Raw genomic sequence first — 24,172 nt, forward strand, 5'->3', positions numbered from 1 at the left:
TAAAATAATGCGCTAGACATTTCTTTCCCCAGTTCTCTTATCGTATACTGACATAAGAAGGTATGAGAGCTTTAGCACTAGCAACAAAGGAGGTCTGGCTTAAATGGGCAGCTCGGTAGAATTTAACGCAATTCTGGATCATGCATTTATGAGGTCTCCAGAAGGAATGGCCGTACTGTTTTCGAATAACGGCGATTTCAACTGGATAAAAGTCAATCCGGCTTTTTGCAATCTACTTGGCTTTACGGAGGCCGAGTTTCTTGCCGGGGCTCTTTTTACAGAATCGGAAAATAGAGAGGCACATTCAAAAGAGCTCTCCTATAGATTAGTAATGGACGAGCTTCAGAAATCGCCAGCGGGCAGCTGGAAGAAGGAACATTGTTTTTTAAACAAAGAAGGTCAACCCGTTTGCCTGTCTCTCATGTTCTCTGGATTAGGAGCAGAAGAAGGACAAGTCCCTTCGTATATTATAGTATACGCCGAGGATATTACGGAACTAAAGATCGCAGCTCAGGAAACGGTGGATCATCGGGATCAGCAGCAGCAAATGGAAGAACAAATTCGTCAAAGTGAACGCAATTATAGATTGATGTCCGAGAATTCGCTGGATTTAATCTCGCGTCATGCGGTCAAAGACAGTGTTTTCTTATATTGTTCTTCGGCTAGCCGTACCCTGCTTGGTTATGAACCTGAAGAGATGGTTGGGACAAGCGCCTATAATTATCTTCACCCCGATGATCTAGTTATGATGCAAGGTTTAATGGAGCAGAGCCGCAGCTCTGGCGTTATTCCGGCTGTAGCTTACCGCTACCGCCATAAGAATGGCACCTATGTCTGGTTCGAGTCGAGCAGTCGTTATACCTATGATGATGAGGGAAATGTCTTGGAGATTATAGCGATTGGGCGGGAAATTACGGAGCGCAAGCAGTTCGAGTTCAAGCTTAAGGAGAGCGAGCAACGGTATAAATCATTGTTTGAATACAATCCATCTGCTGTGTACTCTATGAATTTGCATGGAGACTATTTGACTGCCAATGCGAATTTGGAGAAGTTGACCGGGTATTCGCTGGAGGAACTGATCGGAATGTACTTTGGCCCCATTGTGCATGAGAAGGACATAGAGAAGACGTTGTATCATTTTAACTTAGCCGCCCAGGGTTATCCTCAAAGCTATGATCTAACGCTTATTCATAAAGACGGACACTTTGTAGAAATTAATACTACCAATATTCCGATCATTGTAGATGACCAAGTAGTGGGTGTGTATGGGATTTCCCGTGATATTACAGAGCGCATCCGTTATACAGAACAAATTGAGAAGCTTAGCAATGAGTATACCCTTATTTTAAATGCGGTTTCAGAAGGCATCTTTGGACTCGATATGGAGGAGAAGGTGACGTTCATTAACCCTGCAGGTTTGCAAATGCTGGACTATGAACATGATGAAATTATGGGCCATCCTTATTTGGATCATATTCAGCAAATAGCGCTTGATGGGAGCCATTATCGGCCGCAGGAATCTCCACTGATGAAGGCTATTAAGTCAGGTGTATCTTATCAGAGTAAAGATGCGGTCTTGTGGCGTAAGGACGGTTCTAGCTTTCTTGCGGAATACCAGGTAACCCCTCTGTTTGATAAAGGGGAGCCGAAGGGTGTTGTTGTAGTGTTTCGGGACATCACGGATGAGAAGGAAATCATTCGGGCGAAGGAATCCGCAGAAAAAGCAGACCAGGCTAAGTCTGAGTTCTTAGCTATTATGAGCCATGAAATCCGTACGCCGATGAACGGAATTGTAGGGATGACGGATCTCCTGGCGGAGACGGAGCTTGATGAAGAACAGCTTGGATATACTGACATTATTAAGGAGAGCAGCAGCTCGCTCCTATCTATTTTGAATGAAATACTGGATTACAGCAAAATTGAAGCCGGAAAAATGATGATTGTAAATGAGCCCGTGCAGCTTCAAGCCGTATTGGACAGCGTAATCGATCTATTTACAGCTAAGGCTTTGGAGAAAAATATTCAGTTATCATGCAGCATGGCACCTGGAGTCCCGCCACTGATTATGGGCGATGCCGGGCGGTTGCGTCAGATATTGGTCAATCTGGTCAGCAATGCAATCAAGTTTACAGATCGGGGCAGTATCAGTATTTACGTAGAGCAGAAGCTGTCCGCAGATCAAAAGAAATTAACTTTGAAATTTAATGTTAGGGATACGGGGATTGGCATTCCTCTAGAGAAGCAGCATCGGCTGTTTCAGTCCTTTTATCAGCTGCATTCCTCGTTTAATCGCAAATATGGCGGGACCGGATTGGGGCTGGCGATTTGTAAAAAGCTCGTTGAGCTGATGGGCGGAGCTATCGCTGTAGAGAGCAGTGAAGGAGAGGGCTCTAATTTCTATTTCACGCTGCAGATCAATCCTGATAGTAAAGCTGAGATAAATGTGGAAGATACAGTGCAAACAGAAGAACGGGAGACAACAATGGAAGGGACAGCAGCTGCAGAAGGAGAATTGGATGCCAGTGCAAATGTAATTCTACTTCCGGAGGCAACTCCACATTGTACTCCTAAGTCTAGCCCTTTAAGAGGGGATCTATCCGAATGAAGCATGGACAGCCTCGGATTAGCAAGAAACTGCCTGCGGAGCCATATACACAGTGGGAGGTTGGGGTCGAATCCCCGTCCTCTGCATGTGGCCCAGCTACGATGGCAGCGTTAGCGGAGTATTGGAACACCCATTTAGGAGCGGACTTTATTCGGGGCAAAGGTCATTTTCCTTCCAAAGCCGCTCATATTAATTACATATACAGCCATCACGGTGGAAGACCTTGGGGGATGAGTGTGCGCCGTTTTACCAAAGGACTGAAGAACTATATCCATTCAGTGATTTTACCTAAGGATCAGCAAAAGTTACTTATTACTACGTTTAATGATTTTGAAGTATATAAAACAGAAATTGATGCCGGCCGGCCTGTGGCTGTTAAATTAGATAAGTGGTTTCGTCTGCGGTGGAGAGGTGAGTTTACTTACGATTACCATTGGGTACTAGGTATAGGATATGAGGGATTTGAGGACGGAGAGCGTGCTACCCTGATTGTCCACGATAATGGTGTGCGGTACAAGGACGGTAGAGTCACTCTAGGGAAAGAACGGCGTATTCCGTATTTTGCGAATAAAGACATTATTACGATGGTCGGGCTAGATATTGCAGATGCATCGAGGTAGAGGGATTGTCCTGACAAAATAGCTTGAAAAATTTGAGTCCAAACGTTTGCACTACTTAGACGATCATACTATAATCCAGTTAATAACTGGAAAAGGGGATAGGTGCTTTGTCCGTACAAAGGGAAATGAAGGAACCCATTTATTATGGGGATCCTGCGGCTACTAGAGGGATTTCCGTGTTTGCTCAGGAGTTTGATCAGTTATTCAGCTATGATGGGGACGATCTTGGCCTAACGTACTCACCGGGGAGTTCAGCTTTTTGTTTATGGGCGCCCACCGCTCAAGAAGCGGAGCTGGTACTCTATAATTCATGGCAGGGAGCAGCAGAGTGTAAGTATTCTATGATCCGTGATGTCCGGGGAACGTGGAGAATTACAGTTGACGGTGATTTAGATGGCAAGTTCTATACCTACCGAGTACGTCTTGGAGAACAGTGGAATGAGGCGGTTGATCCTTATGCACGTGCTGTAGGAGTGAACGGTGATAGGGGAGCTATTTTAGATTTACGCAAAACAGATCCGGAACGGTGGACGGAAGATAAGCCACCCTTGGATGATCCTGTGGATGCCATCATTTATGAGCTTCATTTGCGTGACTTATCCATTCATCCAGCAAGCGGTATGACCCATAAAGGACAATATCTTGCTTTGGCGGAAGAAGGAACCCGCGGACCGGAGGGTATTCTCACTGGACTCGATCATATCGCGAACCTCGGTGTAACCCATGTGCAGCTATTGCCTGTCTATGATTATTCTACAGAGAGTGTAGATGAGACGAGGCTGGATGAACCGCATTATAACTGGGGTTATGATCCGAAGAATTATAATGTGCCAGAAGGCTCCTATGCTACAGATCCATATGTGCCTGGACTGCGTATCCGGGAACTAAAAACAATGATTCAAGCACTTCATGATCGCGGTCTCCGCGTCATTATGGATGTGGTTTACAACCATGTGTACGATGGCTATCGCGTGAATTTCACCAAGCTGGTTCCCGGCTATTATTTGCGTTACAAGCAAGACGGAAGCCTGTCGGATGGCTCTGGCTGCGGGAATGACGTGGCTTCAGAACGCTTGATGATGTCCAGCTTCATCGTGGAATCCGTAGTTTATTGGGCCAAAGAATACCATATCGATGGTTTTCGTTTTGACCTGATGGGCTTGATTGACCTCAACACGATGGATGAAATCCGGCGTCGTCTGGATGGGATTGACCCGTCCATCATGACGATTGGTGAAGGTTGGATGATGGGGACAGAGTTGCCGATGGAGCGGCTCGCTCATCAGAAGAATGCTGCACTTCTGCCGGGAATCGGACATTTTAATGATGATTTCCGGGATGCCATTAAAGGGAATATTTTTCTGTATGATCAACCGGGCTTCATCAGCGGAATGATGGGATTGGAGCTTGCGATAAAGGCAGGGGTCGCGGGAGGCATTGCTTATGCTCCAGGCATTGGACAATTTGCCGTGGAGCCTCAGCAAACCGTCAATTATGTGGAATGTCATGATAATCATACGTTATGGGATAAAATATTACTGTCCACACAAGGGCAGACGGACAAACAGCGCCAATCTATGCATAGGTTAGCTTCTGCGATAGTGTTCATGAGTCAGGGAATCCCCTTTGTCCATGCGGGTCAGGAATTTATGCGCACGAAAAACGGGGTAGAGAACAGCTATAAATCCTCGGTGAAGATCAACCAATTGGATTGGGAACTGTGCGCTGCTCATCAAGATGATGTGGTTTATCTGAAGCAGCTAATTGCCTTGCGTAAAGCACATCCGGCTTTCCGTATGCGAACGGCAGATGACATTCGGAATCATCTAGTATTTGAAAAAGCACCGGTAAGTTCGGTAGCGTATACATTGCGTGGCCATGCTGGAGGCGATGCGGCGAAGCATATCTATGTGCTTTTTAATGCTAATGTAGAACAGACGGCTTTGGTTCTGCCACAGCTTGGTGCATGGAAAACAATTTTTGGAGCCGATCTTGTGCAGAATCTGACGGGTAATAAGCTAACTGTAAGCGGGATTGGAATGGTAGTGCTGACGGCGGACTAGATGTTTTTTTACAGATAATTCTTCAAAAGCATGCAGTGTATTGTGCTCAATGAGTGCAGTACACTGCGTGCTTTTTTGTGTGGAACTTTCTTTTGAATGGATGCTCTTATTTTACATAAAAAGGTGACATTACTCATTTTCGTTAAAGATCTAGGATGCTAATATTAAGGCATTTACTTTGGCGCTTTAGAGTGGCATAACAGCAGAAAGTGACAGAGAGTACTTTTCTTTGGTGAGAGGATGAAAGAGATGGGGAAAGCAACCGGATTTTTAGAGTTTGAACGACAGACACCCTCCGAGTGTGAGGCATTGGAGCGAATTAAGAATTGGAATGAATTCTCGATACCTATGGATGAAGAAAAGCTGCGCGAGCAAGGGGCGCGTTGTATGGATTGCGGTACGCCATTTTGTCATGTAGGACGCCTGTTGTCTGGTATGGCTTCCGGCTGCCCTTTGCACAACTTGATTCCTGAATGGAACGATATGGTCTATCGTGGAAATTGGGAGATAGCGCTGAAACGTCTGCATAAGACTAACAACTTTCCTGAATTTACAGGCCGTGTCTGTCCCGCTCCTTGCGAAGGCTCTTGTACGGTAGGGATGAATGGCAAACCTGTCACCATTAAATCTATTGAGAAGTCGATTGTAGATAGAGGTTTTGCAGAAGGCTGGATTGTGCCTGAGCCGCCGCTTCATCGCACGGGTAAAAAGGTAGCTGTAGTGGGTTCAGGTCCGGCGGGGCTTGCCTGTGCGGCACAGCTTAATAAGGCAGGACATACGGTGACTGTGTATGAACGGGCGGACCGGATTGGCGGTCTGCTTACCTATGGTATTCCCAACATGAAGCTGGATAAAAAGACTGTACAGCGCCGGGTGGATCTGCTTGCAGCTGAGGGCATTACCTTCGTAACTCGAACAGAGATCGGCCGAGATCTCCCAGCATCACAGCTCAAGGCAGAGCATGATGCTGTAGTACTGTGTGGTGGATCTACACAGGCACGTGATCTGCCGATAGAAGGACGCGATTTGCGTGGGATTCATCAAGCTATGGAGTTTTTAACGCTGAATACAAAGAGCCTACTGGATTCAGGGCTTGCCGATGGGGAATATTTATCAGCAGCAGGTAAGGATGTAGTTGTAATCGGCGGTGGGGATACTGGAACAGACTGTGTAGCCACTTCGATCCGTCACGGCTGCCGCAGTGTGACTCAGCTTGAAATTATGCCACAGGCGCCGCTGACACGTCAGTCTAACAATCCTTGGCCGGAATGGCCAAAGGTGCTTAAAGTGGACTATGGTCAGCAGGAGGCCGCTTCACTGTATCAAGAAGATCCGCGCCGTTATCTGGTTTCGACGAAACGGTTTGTCGGCGATGAGGGCGGGCAAGTGCAGGAGCTGCGTACAGTGCGTATTGAATGGACTCGTAATGAACAGGGACGAATGGTACCGGTCGAAGTGCCGGGCAGTGAGGAGACCCTGCAAGCGCAGCTGGTATTACTGGCTTTGGGATTCACAGGACCCGAAGAAACTATACTGGGCGAGCTTGGGGTGGAACGCGATGAGCGGGGGAACGCCAAAGCAGAGTTCGGAGCACAAGTAACCAATGTAGAAGGAGTGTTCACAGCAGGCGATATGCGGCGCGGGCAAAGCCTTGTAGTCTGGGCTATTGACGAAGGGCGTCAGACTGCGCGCGAAGTAGACCGCTTTTTGATGGGATCCTCGAATTTACCGTGAGTGTTAAGATATAGCGAACAGGGCGTTCCTTTGGGGACGTCCGCTTTGCGTTGTGGTATGTTCAAGGTTAAGATTATTGTCTAAGCGCATATTTAATTAAGTTAAGTTGAAAAGGAGAATACATGATGAAGTTAATGTTTATTTCCGACATTCACGGATCTTTATTTTGGCTGGAACGGGCTTTGGAAAAGGTGGAAGAAGAGCAGCCGGACAGTCTTATTATTCTAGGAGACTTTTTATATCATGGTCCAAGAAATCCGCTGCCGAAGGACTATAACCCACAAGAGGTTGCTAATAAGCTTAATGCATATAACAAAAACAAGCCGATAACCGCAGTACGTGGAAACTGTGACGCCGAGGTAGACCAAATGCTGCTGGAATTCCCGATGATGGGCGATTATGTTATGCTTTTGCACGAAGGCAGACGGATTTACGCTACACATGGTCATGGCTTTAGCATTGAGCATTTGCCGGCGCTTTCCGAGAAGGATATTTTTATTCAGGGACATACCCATATACCAGTTGCCGATGTAAAAGAGGGAGTGTATGTACTGAATCCCGGCTCCATATCGCTGCCTAAAGAGAATAATCCGAATTCCTATGCTATTCTAGAGGGCGGGCAATTTATCGTTAAGGATTTTGAAGGCAATGTGGTAAAAAAGATTACCGTATAGTGAGAGATATCGTTTAAAGGAACTCCTGAAGATTGAGAGATTGAATAAGGGAGACAACGCCGAAAGACAACATTACCAATCCGGACAGTTTGTTGAACATGAGCTGTTTCGAACGCCCTGACATTATGTTGATTCTGAACAAAGCGGTGCTCCCTGTCAAACCTATCCACCATAATGCGGAACCCAGAAAGACGCCGCTAACTAGAAACGGCATATTGGAGCTGCTATGAGACAGAAGGACGCCAGATGCGCTGAATATGCCAAGGAAAAAAATAATCGTCATGGGATTGGACAGCGTCAGCAACAGCGTTACTATGTATGAATTCAGTGAGCTTTTTGGGGAATTGGGTGCTGTGCTGTCTGTGTCTGGGGGTTCTAACAGCGACTTCATGCCAAGATAACAAATAAACAACCCGCCCAAGGCTTGCAGTACCGTTTTATAATCAACCAAAAAAGCGGTGAGGGCGGATAAGCCGAATCCGGCGATACTACCATAAACTGCGTCAGCTGTGGCCGCTCCCAAGCCGCAGCATAGGCCAGGTTTGAAACCTGAGCTTAAGGTTTTCTTGATGCATAAGATGCTGATAGGACCTAAAGGAGCCGCAATAGAAAGCCCCAGCAGCATTCCTTTTGCCATCCACTCCCAAGGCATAAGGCTTCACTCCTTTTATCTATTCTTCTTTTAACGTGGACAAAATAAATACGGTATTTGATCTTACAATGTCATGATTGGCCTTGAGTGTATGCGTTATAAAACCCTCCAATTCGGATAAATCCGGTAGACCCACCTTCAAGAGATAGTCGTATTCCCCCGAGATATGATGACATTCCAGTACTAGCGGCGATTGAATAATGGTTGTGCGGAAGTGTTGGGTTTCAACTGAGCCGTGCAGCTGCACGAAAATATATACCAATAGGGTTTGTCCTATTGCCTTACGGTTTAACTTGACCGTGAATTGATCAATCACTCCGTTATTCTCCAGTTTACGAATTCTTTCAGTGATGGAAGGCACGGATAAATGAACGATTTTACTGATTTCGGAACTGGTCATGCGGCCGTTGCTTTTCAGTAATTCCAAGATTTGAAGATCGATGTCATCCATTGCAACCCACTCCTTTAAGCTAATTATATAAAATCCATTAGAAATGAAAATGGAATCACTAAAATAAGTGAAATTATTAAATGATATCCTGATTTATATTAAAATAATTAAATTTAGCTTCGTTGTTACGGATGAAAACTTAAATTTTTTAACTGTAAAATGGGGGCTGCGAACAAAAAAATTCCTTCCAACATTATTAATGTCCCAGGGAATTGAGCACTAGAACATATTATTGTATGATGAGGAAGGAGTTTTAAGGGTAGGACTGGCTCCAAATATATTAGTAAAGGTAGTTAACACATGAATCCTAAAGATTTGAACTATACAATGCCACCGGAATGGGGCAAGCATGAACGTACTTTTATCTCCTGGCCGGTGCAGGAATCTATGTGTTTCCCGGATAACCACGAGTCAGTGTGCCAAGGTTATGCTGACATTATCACAGCCATCGCCGAGTTTGAACCAATCACGGTCATTGTGAACCCGGAGGATGTGGAGCGGGTAGAGCATTTGGTCGGCGGACCGAATGTAACGCTGCTGCCTATTGCGCATAGCGATGCTTGGCTGCGTGATAACGGACCTACCTTTATTGTTAATAAAGAAGGACAAATGGCAGGTGTGAACTGGAAGTTTAATGCTTGGGGCGGTAAATATTCACCTTGGGATTTGGATGACGAAGTGGCTCCGCAGATTCTGGAGCATGCGCAGATCACCCGTTTTGATGCACCGCTTGTGATGGAGGGTGGCTCGATTCATACGGATGGAGAAGGCACTTTGCTTACTACAGAAGAGTGTCTGCTTAACCTAAACCGCAACCCGGAGCTGAAGCGCGAAGAGATCGAAGAGTACGTGCGGAACTATACAGGTACAGAAGCTATTATCTGGCTGAGACGTGGCCTTAGTGGCGATGAAACCGATGGTCATGTTGATAATATTGCTTGTTTTGCTGCACCAGGCAAAGTTATTATCCAGGTCTCTGAGGACCCGCAGGATGAGAACTATGAGATTACGCAAGAGAATCTGCGTATTCTGGAGAACGCTACAGATGCCAAAGAGCGTAAGCTGGAGATTATCAAGATTCAGCAGCCACCACGGGTCGATCATGACGGCAGTCGTCTGACGCTCAGTTATTTGAACTTTTATTTCGTGAACGGTGGAATTATATTGCCTGTGTTTGGCGGCACCGCGACAGAAACGGATACACTTGCTGAGAAAGTGCTGGCTGGTTTGTTCCCGGATCGCAAGATTCGTACAGTTAACGGAATGGCCGTTATCACCGAAGGCGGAAATGTCCACTGCACTACGCAGCAAATGCCTGCACAGCAATAATTTGAAGGAAAACTAAACGTCCAAAGGGACATTTATATACAAGGAGGACAGATACTTGAGAAATGTAAAAGTAGCTGCGACACAAATGAGTTGTTCCAGCAATATTGAGGAGAATATCAGCAAAGCCGAGACATTGGTCAGAGAAGCGGCAGCACAGGGTGCGCAAATTATTTTGCTGCAGGAGCTGTTTGAGACTCCGTATTTCTGTCAAAAAGAGAAAGCTGATTATTACGCATACGCAACAGAGCTTGAGCATAACAAGGCGATTAATCATTTCAAAGCAGTAGCCAAGGAGCTGCAAGTGGTACTGCCGATTAGTTTTTATGAGAAAAAGAATTACGCGCGTTACAACTCACTTGCTGTAATTGATGCTGATGGAACGGTGCTGGGCAAATACCGCAAGAGTCATATTCCAGATGGCCCAGGTTATGAAGAGAAGTTCTACTTTAATCCGGGAGATACTGGCTTTAAGGTATGGAACACTCGTTATGCCAAGATTGGTGTAGGCATCTGCTGGGATCAATGGTATCCAGAGGCGGCTAGAGTAATGAGCCTGATGGGAGCAGAAATTCTGTTCTATCCAACGGCTATTGGGTCTGAACCGCAGGATGGATCGATCGATTCCAAGGATCATTGGCAGACCTGTATGCTTGGACATGCAGCTGCGAATCTTATTCCAGTCGTGGCTTCCAACCGTATTGGTGAGGAAATTGATGAGGATTCGAGCATTAATTTCTACGGTTCATCGTTCATTGCAGGTCCTCAGGGCAATAAAATCGTTGAGGCTGGACGTGAGGAGCAAACCGTGCTGGTAAGCGAATTCGATCTGGATGCTTTGGAAGTTGGCCGGATCGAGTGGGGAATCTTCCGTGACCGCCGGCCGGATCTGTATAAATTGATCGGTTCTTATGATGGAGATATCACACTTTAATAGGTTTAAAGTTAAATATGCTAAAGGCATTGCTAGAGAGAATAGAATCTCTGGCAGTGCCTTTTTCTGTTTGATGGTATTTTTTTTGAGAGTGATGTACGCATAAAATGTATAAAATAATAATATTGTGTTATATAACCTTACATTATTTAGAAAAGTTAATTGTCATGAATCCTTTAATCTGTTAAAATCTCTTTAAGTTATTTCCAAAAATAGGGGGAATGGGGATATGAAAATAAAAGGTCGTGTTTTAATGTCAGTTTTTATATCATTTGTGGTGGTTGCATTGGTAGGTTGTGGAGCAAATAACAGTAAAGCTGGTAACGAATCCTCAGCGGAGAAAATTAAGTTTGCCAGTGATGCCAGCTACGCTCCTATGGAGTATATGGACACGGATAAAATCAAAGGATTCGACATCGATTTCATTAAGGCAGTTATGGAAGAAGCGGGAATAGACTATGGCGTAACGAACACAGGCTGGGAAACGATGCTGCAAAGTGTGAAGCAGGGAACGGAGTATCAAGCAGGGCTATCTTCAGTATCGATTACGGATGAACGTAAAGAAACCTATGACTATTCCATCCCTTATTTCGAATCTACCAATATGATTATGGTTAAAGAAGGCAGCGACATCAAAAACGCACTTGACCTTAAAGATAAAGTAGTTGCAATACAAGGGGCCACAACTGCAGATGACCTGATGAGCGGAATAATGGGTGTCGACAACCCTAACTTGAAACGTTTTGACAGCAATGCGGTGGCATTGATGGAACTGAATGGCGGCGGAGCCGATGCGGTTGTAGCGGATATTGCCATTGTACGTGAGTACATGAAAAACAATCCTAAGCAGAAGCTGGTGGGGATTGTAGACACGGAGAATTTCGGAGCGGAATATTACGGCATTCTTTACCCTAAGGGCAGTGAGTTAAAAGCGAAACTGGATCCGGCTATTAAGAAGGTATTGGAAAACGGAAAGTACGCGGAAATCTACAAAACTTGGTTCGGCGAAGAACCTAACCTGGATAGCTTATTGAACGCAAAATAAGGAAAAAACCTAATAAGCATGCGTAATGATAGCTATTGCGCATGCTTATTTTTTTAAAGAGAGATGACATAAAGAAGAGAAGGGGAGAGTCCTATGGATTTTAGAATGGACATTATCATTCATTATTTGCCCGTCCTTTTAAAAGGGACACTGCTGACTATCGGTATTTCTGTAGTTTCTATTTTATTTGGCTCTATTTTGGGACTGGGGATCGGATTTGGCAAAATGGCCCCAAAATGGTATTTGCGCTGGCCTTTTCATTCATATATCAATTTTTTTCGAGGAACACCACTGTATGTGCAGATTCTGATTGTTCACTTTGGAGTGATTCCCCCGCTTTACGGCAAAACCAATGCTCTAATTACTGCGTTTGTTGCTCTGTCGCTTAATTCGGCTGCTTATTCGGCTGAGATTTTTCGGGCAGGCATTCAGTCGGTTGATCGTGGGCAACGGGAAGCGGCTATTTCACTGGGGATGACTAGTCGGCAAGCGATGAGATTTATTATTTTACCGCAAGCGATCAAACGGATGGTTCCGGCTTTTGGTAACGAGTTTATTGTGCTTGTGAAAGACTCCTCTCTTCTGGCTTTGGTGGCTGCACCGGAAATAATGTATTGGACTAACACGATGAAAGGGCAATATTTGCGGATATGGGAGCCTTATTTGACAGCGGCACTTATTTATTTCATTCTTACCTATTCTCTTAGCAAGCTGCTGAATTACGTTGAACGGAGGCTGAAATAGGATGGAGCCTATGATTTCAGTACGGAACTTACATAAATCATTTGGAACAAATACGGTGCTGGCCGACATAAGTATCGATATTTTCAGTCAGGAGGTAGTGGTGGTTATTGGACCGTCCGGATCGGGTAAATCCACCTTTTTGCGTTGCCTTAATTTACTGGAGCAGCCGCAGGCCGGCGAGATTGTAATTGAAGGCACTTCTTTGATGGCGGCGAGTACGAAGATTAACGATATCCGTACAGAGCTTGGGATGGTGTTTCAGCAGTTTAATCTATTTCCTCATATGAGGGTTATAGAAAACATTATGCTGGCGCCGGTTCAGGTGCGTAAATGGTCTCCGGATAAAGCGCGGCAAAAAGCGCTGGAGCTGCTGCGAAAAGTAGGTCTAAGTGAAAAAGCAGAGATGTATCCAGCCTCATTGTCTGGGGGTCAGGCTCAGCGGGTAGCGATTGCAAGGGCGCTGGCTATGGAGCCCCAAATTATGCTCTTTGACGAACCAACCTCAGCGCTTGACCCGGAGATGGTGGGGGAAGTGCTGGCGGTGATGAAGGAACTGGCCCGTGAGGGGATGACGATGGTCGTGGTGACACATGAAATGGGCTTTGCGCGTGAGGTGGGGGATCGGGTGCTGTTCATGGAACAAGGTGAGATTGTGGAAGAAGGAAGTCCGGAGCAGCTGTTCGGAAATCCTATGCAAGAACGGACACGATCCTTTCTATCAAAGGTGCTGTAATTTAGTGGAAAGTAGAATCTTGTTATTTTATCAGGTATATTAGAAGAGTAACGGTTAATTCAGGGATTTATATGCAAAATCTGTCGGAACGTGGAGAGGAGGCTCTGGGGATATCTTTTGTTATCATAATCTTGCAGTGATAGAGGGAGAAATACGATGAGCACATTTAAAAACTGGTTAAACACAACCAAAAACGGACTAACAGATCAAGTGAAAAAATTCAAAAATAAAGACTTCATGAACGCGATAGTTGCAGGCTGCGCTTTGGTTGCTGCGGCTGACGGTAAAATAGAAGATGCAGAGAAGAATAAAATGGTCGGCTATATAAATCTAAGTAATGAATTGAAGGTATTTGACATGAGAGATGTCATTGCTCAATTCAACCATTATGTTAGTAACTTCGAGTTCTCTCCGGAAATAGGGAAACAAGAGGCTTTGAAAGCGATCGCTAAGTTTAGCGGCAAACCAGAAGCGGGCCGTCTGATCGTGGGCGTATGCTCGGCAATTGGATCAGCTGATGGTGATTTTGATGATTATGAAAAAGCAGTTGTGCGGAATATTTGTGGCGTCTTAGGATTAAACCCTAGCGAATTCAGTTTATAAATTAGGTGAAGTCATAGATAAAAGTTCGTTGAAACGTAATTTATTCTTTATCGTATCACTGATATAACACCTAAAAGCTAGACTAACAGATAATGATTTTTATCGGAAACGGAGGTACGTTGATTTGGCTGGAATTAATCTGGTAAAAGGTCAAAAGATTGATTTGACTAAAGGTAATGCGGGCTTGTCCAATGTAATTGTGGGCTTAGGCTGGGATCCAATTGAAGCCTCGCGGGGATTCTTTGGAGTCAAGAAACAGGCGAATGTCGACTGTGATGCCTCAGCACTGCTATTAAATGAGGATGGTAAACTAACTAAGAAGGGTAACCTGATCTGCTTCCACAACAAGCAAAGTCCTTGCAACTCGGTCATTCATTCCGGAGATAATCTGACGGGTGAAGGCGACGGAGATGACGAGCAAATCATGGTTAATTTGAAAGCCATTCCTGCCGATGTTCACAAGGTTCTGGTTGTCGTTAACATTTACGATGCGGTGAATCGCAAACAGGATTTTGGAATGATCAAATCAGCGTATATTCGGGTAATAAATGCTGCCGGGAATAGTGAGTTGATTAAATTCAACTTGTCAGACAACTACACAGGTTTTACGGCACTTATTTGTGGAGAGCTTTATCGCCAAGGTGGAGAATGGAAGTTCGCTGCAATTGGTGAAGGCAGCCACGCCGCTCATATCAATCAACTTGCAGAACGCTACGTATAATCCAAATATAAGAAAAGAGGTATGTAATCATGGCAATTAATCTATCCAAAGGTCAAAAAATCGATTTAACGAAAACAAACCCAGGTCTATCCAAAATCACAGTAGGTCTTGGTTGGGACACTAATAAATATGACGGCGGAAAAGATTTCGATTTGGACGTATCCGTCTTTTTGACCAATGCTAGTGGTAAAGTTGATAAAGAAACCAACTTCATCTTCTTCAATAACAAGCAAAATGAGAATGCTTCTGTTGTTCATACCGGAGATAACCGTACAGGTGAAGGCGATGGTGATGATGAGCAGGTTCAAGTGGATCTTCAGAACATCCCTGCTGATGTAGACAAAGTAGCTTTTACTATTACAATTTATGATGCTGAAGCAAGAAGCCAAAACTTTGGACAAGTCTCCCGTTCCTACGTACGTATCGTAAACGATCTGAACAATGAAGAATTGATTCGTTTCGACCTCGGTGAGGATTTCTCTATTGAAACTGGTGTCGTTGTAGGCGAATTGTATCGTAACGGTGCAGAATGGAAGTTCAATGCTATCGGCAGTGGCTACAAAGACGGCTTGAGCGGTTTGACTCGCGACTACGGCCTGCAATAAATTTCATTCTGCATGCTAAAGATGAATTGAATTCATAAATGAAAGAAGGTTTTGTCAGTGACGATCAGTCTCTCTAAAGGACAACGGATTGATCTTACCAAGACTAATCCGGGTTTGACGAAGGTAGTAGTAGGATTGGGCTGGGATACTAATAAGTATAGCGGCGGCCAAGATTTTGACCTTGATGCCTCAGCCTTTTTACTGCATGAAGATGGTAAGGCCAAGGGCTCCGATGATTTTGTATTCTACAACAATCCTTCGGGTGGCGCAGGTTCCTTGACTCATACGGGGGATAACCGTACAGGTGAGGGTGACGGAGATGACGAGCAGATTGTTGTTGATTTCAGCAAAATCCCTGCTCATATTCAGCGCATCGGAATAACGGTAACGATCTATGATTATGAAACTCGGGCACAAAACTTTGGACAGGTTTCCAATGCTTTTGTACGTGTAGTAGATGCGTCTAATGATCGTGAAGTGCTTCGCTTCGATTTAGGTGAAGACTTTTCAACTGAAACAGCTGTTGTATTCTGTGAGTTCTACCGCAATGGTTCGGATTGGAAGTTCCAGGCGATTGGAAGTGGCTTTGCCGGCGGTCTAAGCGCTTTATGCAGAAACTATGGACTGGACGCGCAATAACATCCAAGTGGGCGGGGTCATTACCGATCCTGCCCTTTTTATAAATATTTAGAGCAGTACAGACTCCACTTTGTGGGGTTCTTTTTTACAAAATTATTAGTTGGTTTACTCCATTTATAAAGGTGGCGTAAGAATGAGTGTTAACGTAGTCAAAGGGCAAAAAGCTGATCTGACCAAAGGCAATGCTGGACTTCATTCTATAATCGTAGAGATCGGCTGGAATGCTCCAGCTGCTCTGGAGATTGATAGCTCTGCTTTCCTGCTTGGATCAGAGGGTAAAGTAAGTAAAGACGAGGATTTAATATTTTATAATAATCCAGCCACATCGTATATTAGGTATAAGGATGTGCCAGGATTCAATGACCGCAAGCAATTCGAAGTTCAATTGGATAAGATTCCTTCCGATGTGATGAAGATTGCCTTTACGCTTACCATTTATGATGGGGAGAAAAGGGGTCAAAGTTTTGGGCAAGTTAGTCAGGCCTATTTTCGGATTCTCAATCAAGTGACAGGTGCGGAACTGCTCCGATGTGATCTCGACAATCTTTTCTCCGTGGAAACGGCCATTGTGGTAGGGGAATTATATAGATATAACAGTGAATGGAAGTTCAGTGCCATTGCAGCGGGGTTTGCCGGAGGTTTGAAAGAGATATGCAGCAACTTCGGTATTGAAGCGAATGAGGAGCCTGCTCCTGCTGCTCCACAGCCGGAGGTTAAGCCGCAGATTCCACCACAAATCTTCGCAACGCCGCCTGCGCAGCCAGTGAAACGTGAAGAAAGCTCTCCACCCACACCTCCGCCTTCGCCAATGAATCTCAACTTGAAGAAAATCGAGCTGAAGAAAAAAGGCGATTCCATCAATTTGAAAAAATCAGCCAGTGGTAATTTAGGGGAAGTGTTGATTAATCTCAACTGGAACCAGAAGCAGGGCGGACTCTTTAGTCGTAAAAATGGCGTAGATCTAGATCTTGCTTGTCTGTATGAACTGAAGAATGGCAGTAAAGGAGTGGTACAAGCGTTGGGCAATGCCTTTGGCTCATTGAATCAACCTCCTTATGTCATGCTTGATGGGGATGATCGGACAGGCTCCGTAACTACTGGTGAGAATTTGCGTATAAATGGTATCAAAATTTCCGAGATTGAACGCATTCTAGTGTTTTCCTTTATTTATAAAGGGGTAACCAACTGGTCGGAGGCCGATGGGGTTGTCACCATCAAACAAGGCGGAGGACCTGATATCATTGTAAATTTGGACGAGCATAACAACCGTAAAGGGATGTGTGCCATTGCGTTATTCCGGAATGTAAGCAATGAAACATTTAGTGTTGAACGGCTGGTGCAATATTACAGTGGTCATCGTGAGATGGATGAAGCCTATGGCTGGGGGCTGCGCTGGGTTGCGGGCAGCAAATAATCGATTTTACCGGAGGCGCAAAGTGTAATGGATTGGTTCGCAGATTTTTTTAGAAATATTAGTGAGAATTACGGGCATTTTTTCTCATGGAGTGATGTAGTAGGTACACTCTCTGATCCTGTGAGCTGGGGGATTATCGGGAGCTTAATTCTACTAGAAGGTTTGCTCTCTGCAGATAATGCGCTTGTGCTTGCCGTTATGGTTAAGCATCTACCTAAGGAGCAGCAGAAAAAGGCGCTTTTCTACGGTATCTTAGGGGCTTATTTGTTCAGATTCCTGGCCATTGGACTAGGGACATTTCTTATTAAGTTTACTTTGGTTAAGGTTCTTGGTGCACTGTATCTCTTTTATATCGCATATAAAGGTTTATTTAAAGGTAGTGGCGAAGAGCATACGGAGAATAAAGGCACTTCTTTTTGGAAGACGGTTCTCCTTGTTGAATTAATGGATATTGCTTTCAGTATTGACAGTGTTATTGCAGCATTTGGACTTAGCGATCAGGTTTGGGTTCTCTTTATGGGTGGTATCTTAGGGGTTCTGATGATGCGCGGAGTGGCGCAGGTATTCTTGAGGCTTATTGATAAATTCCCTGAATTGGAACAGGCAGCGTTCCTGCTTATCGCCATTATTGCGGGTAAGATGCTAGCGGGTGCTTTTGGTTTTGAATTGCCGCATGTCGTATTCTTTACAATCCTTATAGCGGTATTCGTGGGTACGATCCTCTATAGTGCTAGACGTAAGAAAAAAGATGCCCATAAAAGAGCATGATTAAAAAAGTAATTGCACCATAGAGAAGTCGGAGCCGATCATGCAAGAATAGAAACGCCTGCTTCTTTCAGGTAATCGTATATGTTATAGCGTAGGCCTTCACTTATATTTGAGAGAGCCAAGATGCCATCCCCAAGGGAGAGTATTGCCGGTTCTGACACTCTCTATGAGGAGAGGTCTACGCTTGTTTTGCTTGGCTTCGCAAAACTATAAGGGGGAACCGATTTGAGATACTTCGATTACCTGACGAAAGAACAAGAAATCTCTTTGTTTTACACTCCGCCTATCTCATTTGATCATACCACGAACAAGGAACTGTTAGCCTACGCTGTCGGCGCTGCCCTCTATATGCCGGCTACCCGTGCAAGTGTTGCAGAAGACATCATTAAGCTCAAGAATGCAGGTCTAGTGACGGTTATTATAGATCTGGAGGACGCAATCGGAGATGACCAGGTTGACAATGCAGAGGAGTCTATTATCCAGCATCTTATTTACCTAGCTGCTTACGCAGAAAATGAGCTGGATTCATCGAACAGCCTCCCGCTTCTTTTTATACGAGTACGTAACCCGGACCAACTCCGGCAAATGATTTTCCGCTTGGGATCCTTGGTAACGATGTTAACAGGGTTTGTATTTCCTAAGTTCTCTGTGGACAATGGAATTCAATATTTTGAAACGTTAGCTGAGTACAACAATACGCGTGGTTATAATGATCCTGTGCTTTACGGGATGCCAATCTTGGAAACTGCACCTATTATTTATCGGGAAAGTCGAGTGGACAGTCTGCTATCTATCCGTGATTTACTCCGTAATTACCGTGAACTTGTCCTAAACGTCAGAATTGGGGCAACGGATTTCTCCAGCCTGTTCGGACTGCGTCGCAGTCCTGATGTTAGTATTTATGATCTTACTCCTATCCGTGACTGTATCTCGGACATTATCAATGTGTTTGGGCGGGTTGAAGAGGGATATGTGATCTCAGGACCTGTCTGGGAGTATTTTGCGAATAAAGGTCATCGAGTTCTCCGGCCGCAGCTACGGCAGACGCCATTTGAGGATACTTACGGCAAAAACGGCCGTGATATGCGGAATAGCTATATCTCGAGCAGTGTGGACGGGCTAATTCGTGAGGTTATTTTGGATAAAGAGAATGGAATTGTGGGTAAGACGATTATCCATCCTTCTCATCTCAGACCTGTTCAGGCGATGTATACAGTGATGCATGAGGAATACGTCGACGCTTTAAGCATTGTAGAAAGTAATGATGGCAGTCTGGGCGTGTTTAAGAGTCAATATTTTAATAAAATGAACGAAATTAAGCCCCATCTGAATTGGGCAAGACGAATTTTACTACGATCTCAAATATACGGGGTGTTACATGAACAACAGCATTTTGTCGGATTATTACCCGAAAACGAATTTACGCACGTATAACATAGTCGAGAACCTGCAAGTGAATGTAACCGAAACCTTTAACCCCTTTCATATGCCTCTGGATTCTTTATTTTCTATGGCGGCGCGAATTAATAAAAAACGAACTTTTCTGTTTGTCAGTAAGGTGCTTGGCAAGCATATCCCCGTCGATCCGTATACTTCACTTCTAAGCGGAGCAGCGTTGGCGCTGCTGTTATATCAGGAGATGAACGGCGATTCCGTGGATAGTGATCGTATGACAAAGTTATTGGATATGGCGGTTCATGGGCTGATTCATCCTGAATTTGCTAAGGAAGCCTATCAACATTTACTAGCGGCCCGGCTGGTTTTGCCCAAGCCTGTGGTTTTTATTGGATTCGCAGAAACGGCAACTGCACTGGGTCACAGTGTGTACAACATCTTTGCTGAGCAGGCATCCTATATTCATACTACGCGTGAGCATATTCCTGATTTGGAGTCTGTTGTAAGTTTTGTAGAAGAGCATTCCCATGCAGTTGATCATCTATGTTATGCCTTGGATACCGAACTCTTATCTGGGACAGAGCCCATTATATTGGTAGATGACGAGATTACGACCGGGAAAACCGCGATCAATACAATTCGAGATATTCAGTCAAAATTCCCGCGGGAGGAATATGTGGTAGTCTCTCTTCTGGATTGGAGAAGCGGCAGCAATCTTCAACACTATAGTGAGCTTGAGCAGGAGCTGGGGATTCGCATTAAGTCGTTATGTCTGCTGCAAGGGAATATTGAAGTGATAGGTTCACCGGTGTTTAATAAGGATACTGAGCAGCTGGATAGAGAGGCCATTTTTGAGTGTGAGGTTGTAACTACTTATGCTCAAGATGGAATGGAACGACTGGAGGTATCCTCTATCGATTCCTATGGTGAGATCAACACAGCGCCGTATATGAAATATAGTGGACGGTTCGGAATGGAGTCACAGGATAATCTGGAGCTTGATCAGGGTGTGAAACGAATAGCTGAGCAGCTGCGGCAATTGCGTAGAGGACCGAAAGCCTTGGTAATGGGTGTAGGAGAATTTATGTATCTTCCGATGAGAGTGGCGGCGGAAATGGGGGAAGGGATTGCTTACCAGTCTTCCACTAGAAGTCCAATCCACCCTGAGCGTCGGTCGGATTATGGGGTACATAGTGCTGCTGCGTATCCTTCAGCTGGTGATCCGGAAATCACAAACTTTATTTATAATATAGCTCCTGGTCAATACGATGATATATTTGTGCTGATTGAGCGTGATGTACCGCATGAGCGTATGAAACCTATGCTTGATATACTGAAGAAACTGGCCCGCCATAAAGTGCATCTTATTGTACTGACCTCGGAAAGAAGAAGTGGAGGCCCTACCTATGAAGGGAACAGTAACTGAAAAAATTCTAAACAGAAGTATAGCCGAACCGGTCCCGCTAGGCAGCTATTCTCCGTCAGATGTTATATTTTTGCTTAAGGATCTGAGCGATGTTTCACTGGAGCGGGCGACTGACGAAAGAGAGGCCGCCATTCAATCAGGTGTACACTACTCTGAGATGCTGCCCGTGGAATATCAGCCTACTGAGCAGTATATTGAGTTATTTCACGAGACGCTGGAGCAATCTGCGGAGAAGGTCGCTCTAGCAGTAGCGGTAGTCTCTGAGATGATTGTCGCTCAAAGGGGACTTGATACGGTGTTAGTCTCTTTGGCAAGAGCGGGAACGCCAATTGGTGTACTGATTAAGCGTTATATCCAAGAGCGATATGGTGCTGATCTGCCGCATTATAGTATCTCTATCATTCGGGGCAAGGGGATTGATGAGAACGCAATCCTTTATATTCTGCAAAAGCACGGGCTTGACGCTGATTTGCAGTTTGTCGACGGATGGACGGGGAAAGGGGCTATTCGCCAGGTATTGATTGAAGCGTGCAACAGCCTGTATGAGAAATATGGCATTCGGCTAAATGATGACCTGGCCGTATTGGCTGATCCCGGGAACTGTTCAGGCACGTTCGGGACTAGAGAGGATTATCTTATTCCTAGTGCATGCCTCAATTCTACGGTGTCAGGACTGATGAGCCGGACAGTGCTGCGCGATGATTTAATCGGTCCGGAAGAATTCCATGGGGCTAAATTCTACAAGGAATGGCTCGATACGGATGTATCCAATGTATTCATTGCGGCGATCTGCCCGTATTTCTCCTCCGTTGCGGAAAAAGCACAAGCGATTGCTGAACAGATGCAGCAATCGCCGCCAGAAATTACATGGCAGGGCCTGCGTGATATTCAGAGTATTCAAGAAGTGTTCGGCATAGATAACATCAATTTGGTCAAGCCCGGAGTCGGAGAAACTACCCGAGTGCTGCTGCGCAGAGTACCGTGGAAGATTCTTGTCGATACTATGGATAATCCAAATCTTCGTCATATTATTCTCTTAGCAGAGGATAGAGGGGTTCCAGTAGAAGTATTCCCTGGACTCACCTACTCCTGTTGCGGGATTATTAAGCCGCTGAGAGGTGAGACGGAATGATCTATGCCAGTGATTTGGACCGAACGTTAATCTATTCCTTAAATGCAATCGGTGTCCCGGAGAATACTCCGGGCCTGGTCCCTGCGGAGGTTGTGGATGGTAAGACGGTTTCATACATTTCGCAAAAAGCATTGGCTGATCTGATGGAGCTTACTTCCCGTATTATCTTTATGCCCGTTACAACACGTACAATAGCGCAGTATAAGCGTATTAATCTGTTTCAAGACACGATTATTCCAGACTACGCGATTACTAGTAATGGCGGGAATATTCTGATTGGTGGCGAAGTAGATAAAAGCTGGAGAGCTTCTGTGGGCAGGCTTGTTCAAAATGAATCGGCTGCGGCAGAAGAAGTTAGAATGCACGTTAGGTCTGTAGTGCACGAGGAATGGATCATTAGTGAGCGGTATTGTGATGATTTATTTTATACTTTTGTAGTAGTTCGTGATTTATTACCTATGGATGAGATCACGAATCTGGCAGAGCGATTATATGATTTGGGCTGGCGGGTATCCTTACAAGGGCGCAAGCTATATGTCGTTCCTGCCGCTGTGAATAAAAGTGATGCGATTGTTCATGTGCGCCGGACGGTTCGTTCAGAACCGATGGTAGCATCGGGAGATTCCTTGTTGGATAAGAGTTTACTAGAAAGTGCGGACTATGCGATTGCTCCTTGTCATGGAGAAATATTTGCAGAGCAGCAGAGTGGTCTTGTAAAATCAAGGTATCCCTTTACGAAGCAAGCGGGTGTTTTTGCTGGTGATGAAATTCTACAGTATGTAAACATGATCTATAATAACTTAACCGTATTGGGAGTTGGGCCACTATGAAAAAGGTAAACATTTATTTCAATCGCTGGTTTTCCGTCGCTTACCATTATATGAATCTCATCCGCAATAATGAGGATGGCGTTCCTGTACAAATCTTCGCCACGCATCCTGATATTCACCATATGTCCCTTCAAGGTGCTGATGTTGCTGGGACTGAACCAGCACTGACTGGAATAGAATATGTTCAATTCTGCGTGGATTTCTGTCGCCGCAATGAGATCGATATCTTCATTCCACGGTTACATATGCTGGATATAGCTTTGCATGCTGCTATGTTTGATGCGATTGGCACCAAGGTTCTAGTCTGTAGAGATTTGGACTTATTGGAGACCATCATGGATAAGGGGAAGTTCTACGAAAGTGTTAAGGAAACAGGGATTATGACAATTCCTGATTATCATGTGGTGAGTACAGCAGAGCAGTTCAAAGAGGCTTATCATGATCTTGTAGCCAAAGGACACCACGTATGCTTTAAACCCACGGAGACAGAGGGAGGCCTTGGCTTCCGTATCATTGATAACACACGTAGTCCTTTACAGGAGCTGTTTGGTCATGTAACTCCGCTGATATCCTTCGATGAGGCCTATCGTATTCTGGGAAGTGAACCTACATTCCCTGAACTTATGGTGATGGAATTGCTGGAAGGTTATGAATACAGTATAGATTGCTTGTCAGATGAGAATGGCAGGCTGTTAGCGGCTGTACCCCGTCGTAAAGCTGGCGGTCGTCTGCGGCTGATGGAGCATATTCCGGAGCTGGAGGAGATCGCTTCCCGGGTAGCAGAGGTATATAAAATACCTTTCAATTTCAATATTCAAATGAAGTATAGTGGTGGAATTCCTAAACTGCTGGAGATTAACCCCCGGATGTCTGGAGGTCTTCATATTTCTTGTCTGTCTGGAATTAACTTTCCATACCTGGCTGTCAAAAGTGCACTCGGCGGAGAGGTCCAGCCTGCGGAGTTCGGCGATAATGTGCTTGCCAGCCATGTAGAGCAGCCGCTAATTATGAAAATAAACGGCGAATCCGTAATTCCGGATCCCGTGAATTGAGCGTTC

23 protein-coding genes are annotated in these 24,172 nt (G+C 44.9%); 21 read left to right on the forward strand and 2 right to left on the reverse strand.

Features of this window, described 5'->3' with window-relative positions; genetic code table 11:
• Window positions 1-103 precede the first annotated feature (103 nt).
• The 5 genes from MHB37_RS01615 (at window position 104) to yfcE (ending at window position 7,696) form a co-directional block, all read left to right on the forward strand.
• On the forward strand, window positions 104-2,605 hold the full coding sequence (locus MHB37_RS01615; protein ID WP_405168873.1) for a PAS domain S-box protein: 2,502 nt from the start codon (window positions 104-106) through the stop codon (window positions 2,603-2,605).
• Complete coding sequence (locus MHB37_RS01620; protein ID WP_076304756.1) at window positions 2,602-3,225, forward strand: C39 family peptidase; 624 nt, start codon at window positions 2,602-2,604, stop codon at window positions 3,223-3,225. The genes MHB37_RS01615 and MHB37_RS01620 overlap by 4 nt, the downstream gene beginning before the upstream one ends.
• 107 nt (window positions 3,226-3,332) lie before the next feature.
• Complete coding sequence (gene pulA, locus MHB37_RS01625; protein WP_405168874.1) at window positions 3,333-5,288, forward strand: type I pullulanase; 1,956 nt, start codon at window positions 3,333-3,335, stop codon at window positions 5,286-5,288.
• 249 nt (window positions 5,289-5,537) lie between these two features.
• Window positions 5,538-7,022: a glutamate synthase subunit beta gene (locus tag MHB37_RS01630; RefSeq protein WP_076304758.1), complete on the forward strand. Its 1,485-nt coding sequence runs from the start codon at window positions 5,538-5,540 to the stop codon at window positions 7,020-7,022.
• Window positions 7,023-7,147: 125 nt separating this feature from the next.
• Window positions 7,148-7,696, forward strand: a complete 549-nt coding sequence (yfcE, locus tag MHB37_RS01635) for a phosphodiesterase (RefSeq protein WP_076220270.1) — start codon at window positions 7,148-7,150, stop codon at window positions 7,694-7,696.
• A 13-nt stretch (window positions 7,697-7,709) separates the two neighbouring features.
• On the opposite strand, the gene MHB37_RS01640 is transcribed toward yfcE, so the two are convergent.
• Together MHB37_RS01640 and MHB37_RS01645 are read right to left on the reverse strand one after the other, a co-directional pair.
• Window positions 7,710-8,348 (reverse strand): LysE family translocator, encoded by a 639-nt coding sequence (locus MHB37_RS01640; protein WP_405168875.1) that lies wholly within the window; start codon window positions 8,346-8,348, stop codon window positions 7,710-7,712.
• A gap of 19 nt (window positions 8,349-8,367) precedes the next feature.
• Window positions 8,368-8,799 (reverse strand): Lrp/AsnC family transcriptional regulator, encoded by a 432-nt coding sequence (locus MHB37_RS01645; protein ID WP_076124705.1) that lies wholly within the window; start codon window positions 8,797-8,799, stop codon window positions 8,368-8,370.
• A 300-nt stretch (window positions 8,800-9,099) separates the two neighbouring features.
• Here MHB37_RS01645 and MHB37_RS01650 point away from each other — a divergent pair, with 300 nt between their 5' ends.
• The 16 genes from MHB37_RS01650 (at window position 9,100) to MHB37_RS01725 (ending at window position 24,166) form a co-directional block, all read left to right on the forward strand.
• Window positions 9,100-10,128 carry an agmatine/peptidylarginine deiminase gene (locus tag MHB37_RS01650; protein WP_405168876.1) on the forward strand — a complete coding sequence of 343 codons (1,029 nt, stop codon included), beginning with the start codon at window positions 9,100-9,102 and terminating at the stop codon, window positions 10,126-10,128.
• A 55-nt stretch (window positions 10,129-10,183) separates the two neighbouring features.
• Window positions 10,184-11,059, forward strand: coding sequence for an N-carbamoylputrescine amidase (gene aguB / locus MHB37_RS01655; RefSeq protein ID WP_076124702.1), 876 nt, complete (start codon window positions 10,184-10,186; stop codon window positions 11,057-11,059).
• Window positions 11,060-11,288: 229 nt separating this feature from the next.
• Window positions 11,289-12,104 (forward strand): transporter substrate-binding domain-containing protein, encoded by an 816-nt coding sequence (locus MHB37_RS01660; protein ID WP_340394854.1) that lies wholly within the window; start codon window positions 11,289-11,291, stop codon window positions 12,102-12,104.
• 93 nt (window positions 12,105-12,197) lie between these two features.
• Window positions 12,198-12,848 carry an amino acid ABC transporter permease gene (locus tag MHB37_RS01665; protein ID WP_076124698.1) on the forward strand — a complete coding sequence of 217 codons (651 nt, stop codon included), beginning with the start codon at window positions 12,198-12,200 and terminating at the stop codon, window positions 12,846-12,848.
• A gap of 10 nt (window positions 12,849-12,858) precedes the next feature.
• Window positions 12,859-13,581, forward strand: coding sequence for an amino acid ABC transporter ATP-binding protein (locus MHB37_RS01670; RefSeq protein WP_076220274.1), 723 nt, complete (start codon window positions 12,859-12,861; stop codon window positions 13,579-13,581).
• 156 nt (window positions 13,582-13,737) lie between these two features.
• Complete coding sequence (locus MHB37_RS01675; protein WP_076185595.1) at window positions 13,738-14,184, forward strand: tellurite resistance TerB family protein; 447 nt, start codon at window positions 13,738-13,740, stop codon at window positions 14,182-14,184.
• Window positions 14,185-14,308: 124 nt separating this feature from the next.
• Entirely contained in the window at window positions 14,309-14,905 is a 597-nt protein-coding gene (locus tag MHB37_RS01680; protein ID WP_076124695.1) for a TerD family protein, read from the forward strand.
• Window positions 14,906-14,934: 29 nt separating this feature from the next.
• Entirely contained in the window at window positions 14,935-15,510 is a 576-nt protein-coding gene (locus tag MHB37_RS01685) for a TerD family protein (RefSeq protein ID WP_036687420.1), read from the forward strand.
• 57 nt (window positions 15,511-15,567) lie between these two features.
• The gene (locus MHB37_RS01690) at window positions 15,568-16,149 is read left to right on the forward strand and encodes a TerD family protein (RefSeq protein ID WP_341165175.1); all 582 of its coding nucleotides are present in this window, start codon (window positions 15,568-15,570) and stop codon (window positions 16,147-16,149) included.
• A gap of 133 nt (window positions 16,150-16,282) precedes the next feature.
• Window positions 16,283-17,563 carry a TerD family protein gene (locus MHB37_RS01695; RefSeq protein WP_340394855.1) on the forward strand — a complete coding sequence of 427 codons (1,281 nt, stop codon included), beginning with the start codon at window positions 16,283-16,285 and terminating at the stop codon, window positions 17,561-17,563.
• Window positions 17,564-17,590: 27 nt separating this feature from the next.
• Window positions 17,591-18,331 carry a TerC family protein gene (locus MHB37_RS01700; protein ID WP_405168877.1) on the forward strand — a complete coding sequence of 247 codons (741 nt, stop codon included), beginning with the start codon at window positions 17,591-17,593 and terminating at the stop codon, window positions 18,329-18,331.
• A gap of 225 nt (window positions 18,332-18,556) precedes the next feature.
• Window positions 18,557-19,765: an HpcH/HpaI aldolase/citrate lyase family protein gene (locus MHB37_RS01705; protein WP_232061116.1), complete on the forward strand. Its 1,209-nt coding sequence runs from the start codon at window positions 18,557-18,559 to the stop codon at window positions 19,763-19,765.
• Window positions 19,710-21,152, forward strand: coding sequence for a phosphoribosyltransferase family protein (locus tag MHB37_RS01710; RefSeq protein ID WP_081391898.1), 1,443 nt, complete (start codon window positions 19,710-19,712; stop codon window positions 21,150-21,152). Before MHB37_RS01705 ends, MHB37_RS01710 begins: the two co-directional genes overlap by 56 nt.
• A complete protein-coding gene (locus MHB37_RS01715) occupies window positions 21,133-22,284 on the forward strand; it encodes a cysteine protease StiP family protein (RefSeq protein ID WP_076304760.1) in 1,152 nt (383 codons plus the stop codon). Before MHB37_RS01710 ends, MHB37_RS01715 begins: the two co-directional genes overlap by 20 nt.
• Window positions 22,281-23,114 carry an HAD family hydrolase gene (locus tag MHB37_RS01720; protein WP_036687429.1) on the forward strand — a complete coding sequence of 278 codons (834 nt, stop codon included), beginning with the start codon at window positions 22,281-22,283 and terminating at the stop codon, window positions 23,112-23,114. The genes MHB37_RS01715 and MHB37_RS01720 overlap by 4 nt, the downstream gene beginning before the upstream one ends.
• Window positions 23,111-24,166 (forward strand): ATP-grasp domain-containing protein, encoded by a 1,056-nt coding sequence (locus MHB37_RS01725; protein ID WP_076185601.1) that lies wholly within the window; start codon window positions 23,111-23,113, stop codon window positions 24,164-24,166. The genes MHB37_RS01720 and MHB37_RS01725 overlap by 4 nt, the downstream gene beginning before the upstream one ends.
• Window positions 24,167-24,172 lie beyond the last annotated feature (6 nt).

Source organism: Paenibacillus sp. FSL H3-0286, from assembly GCF_045040705.1.
Taxonomy (GTDB): domain Bacteria; phylum Bacillota; class Bacilli; order Paenibacillales; family Paenibacillaceae; genus Paenibacillus_AQ; species Paenibacillus_AQ odorifer.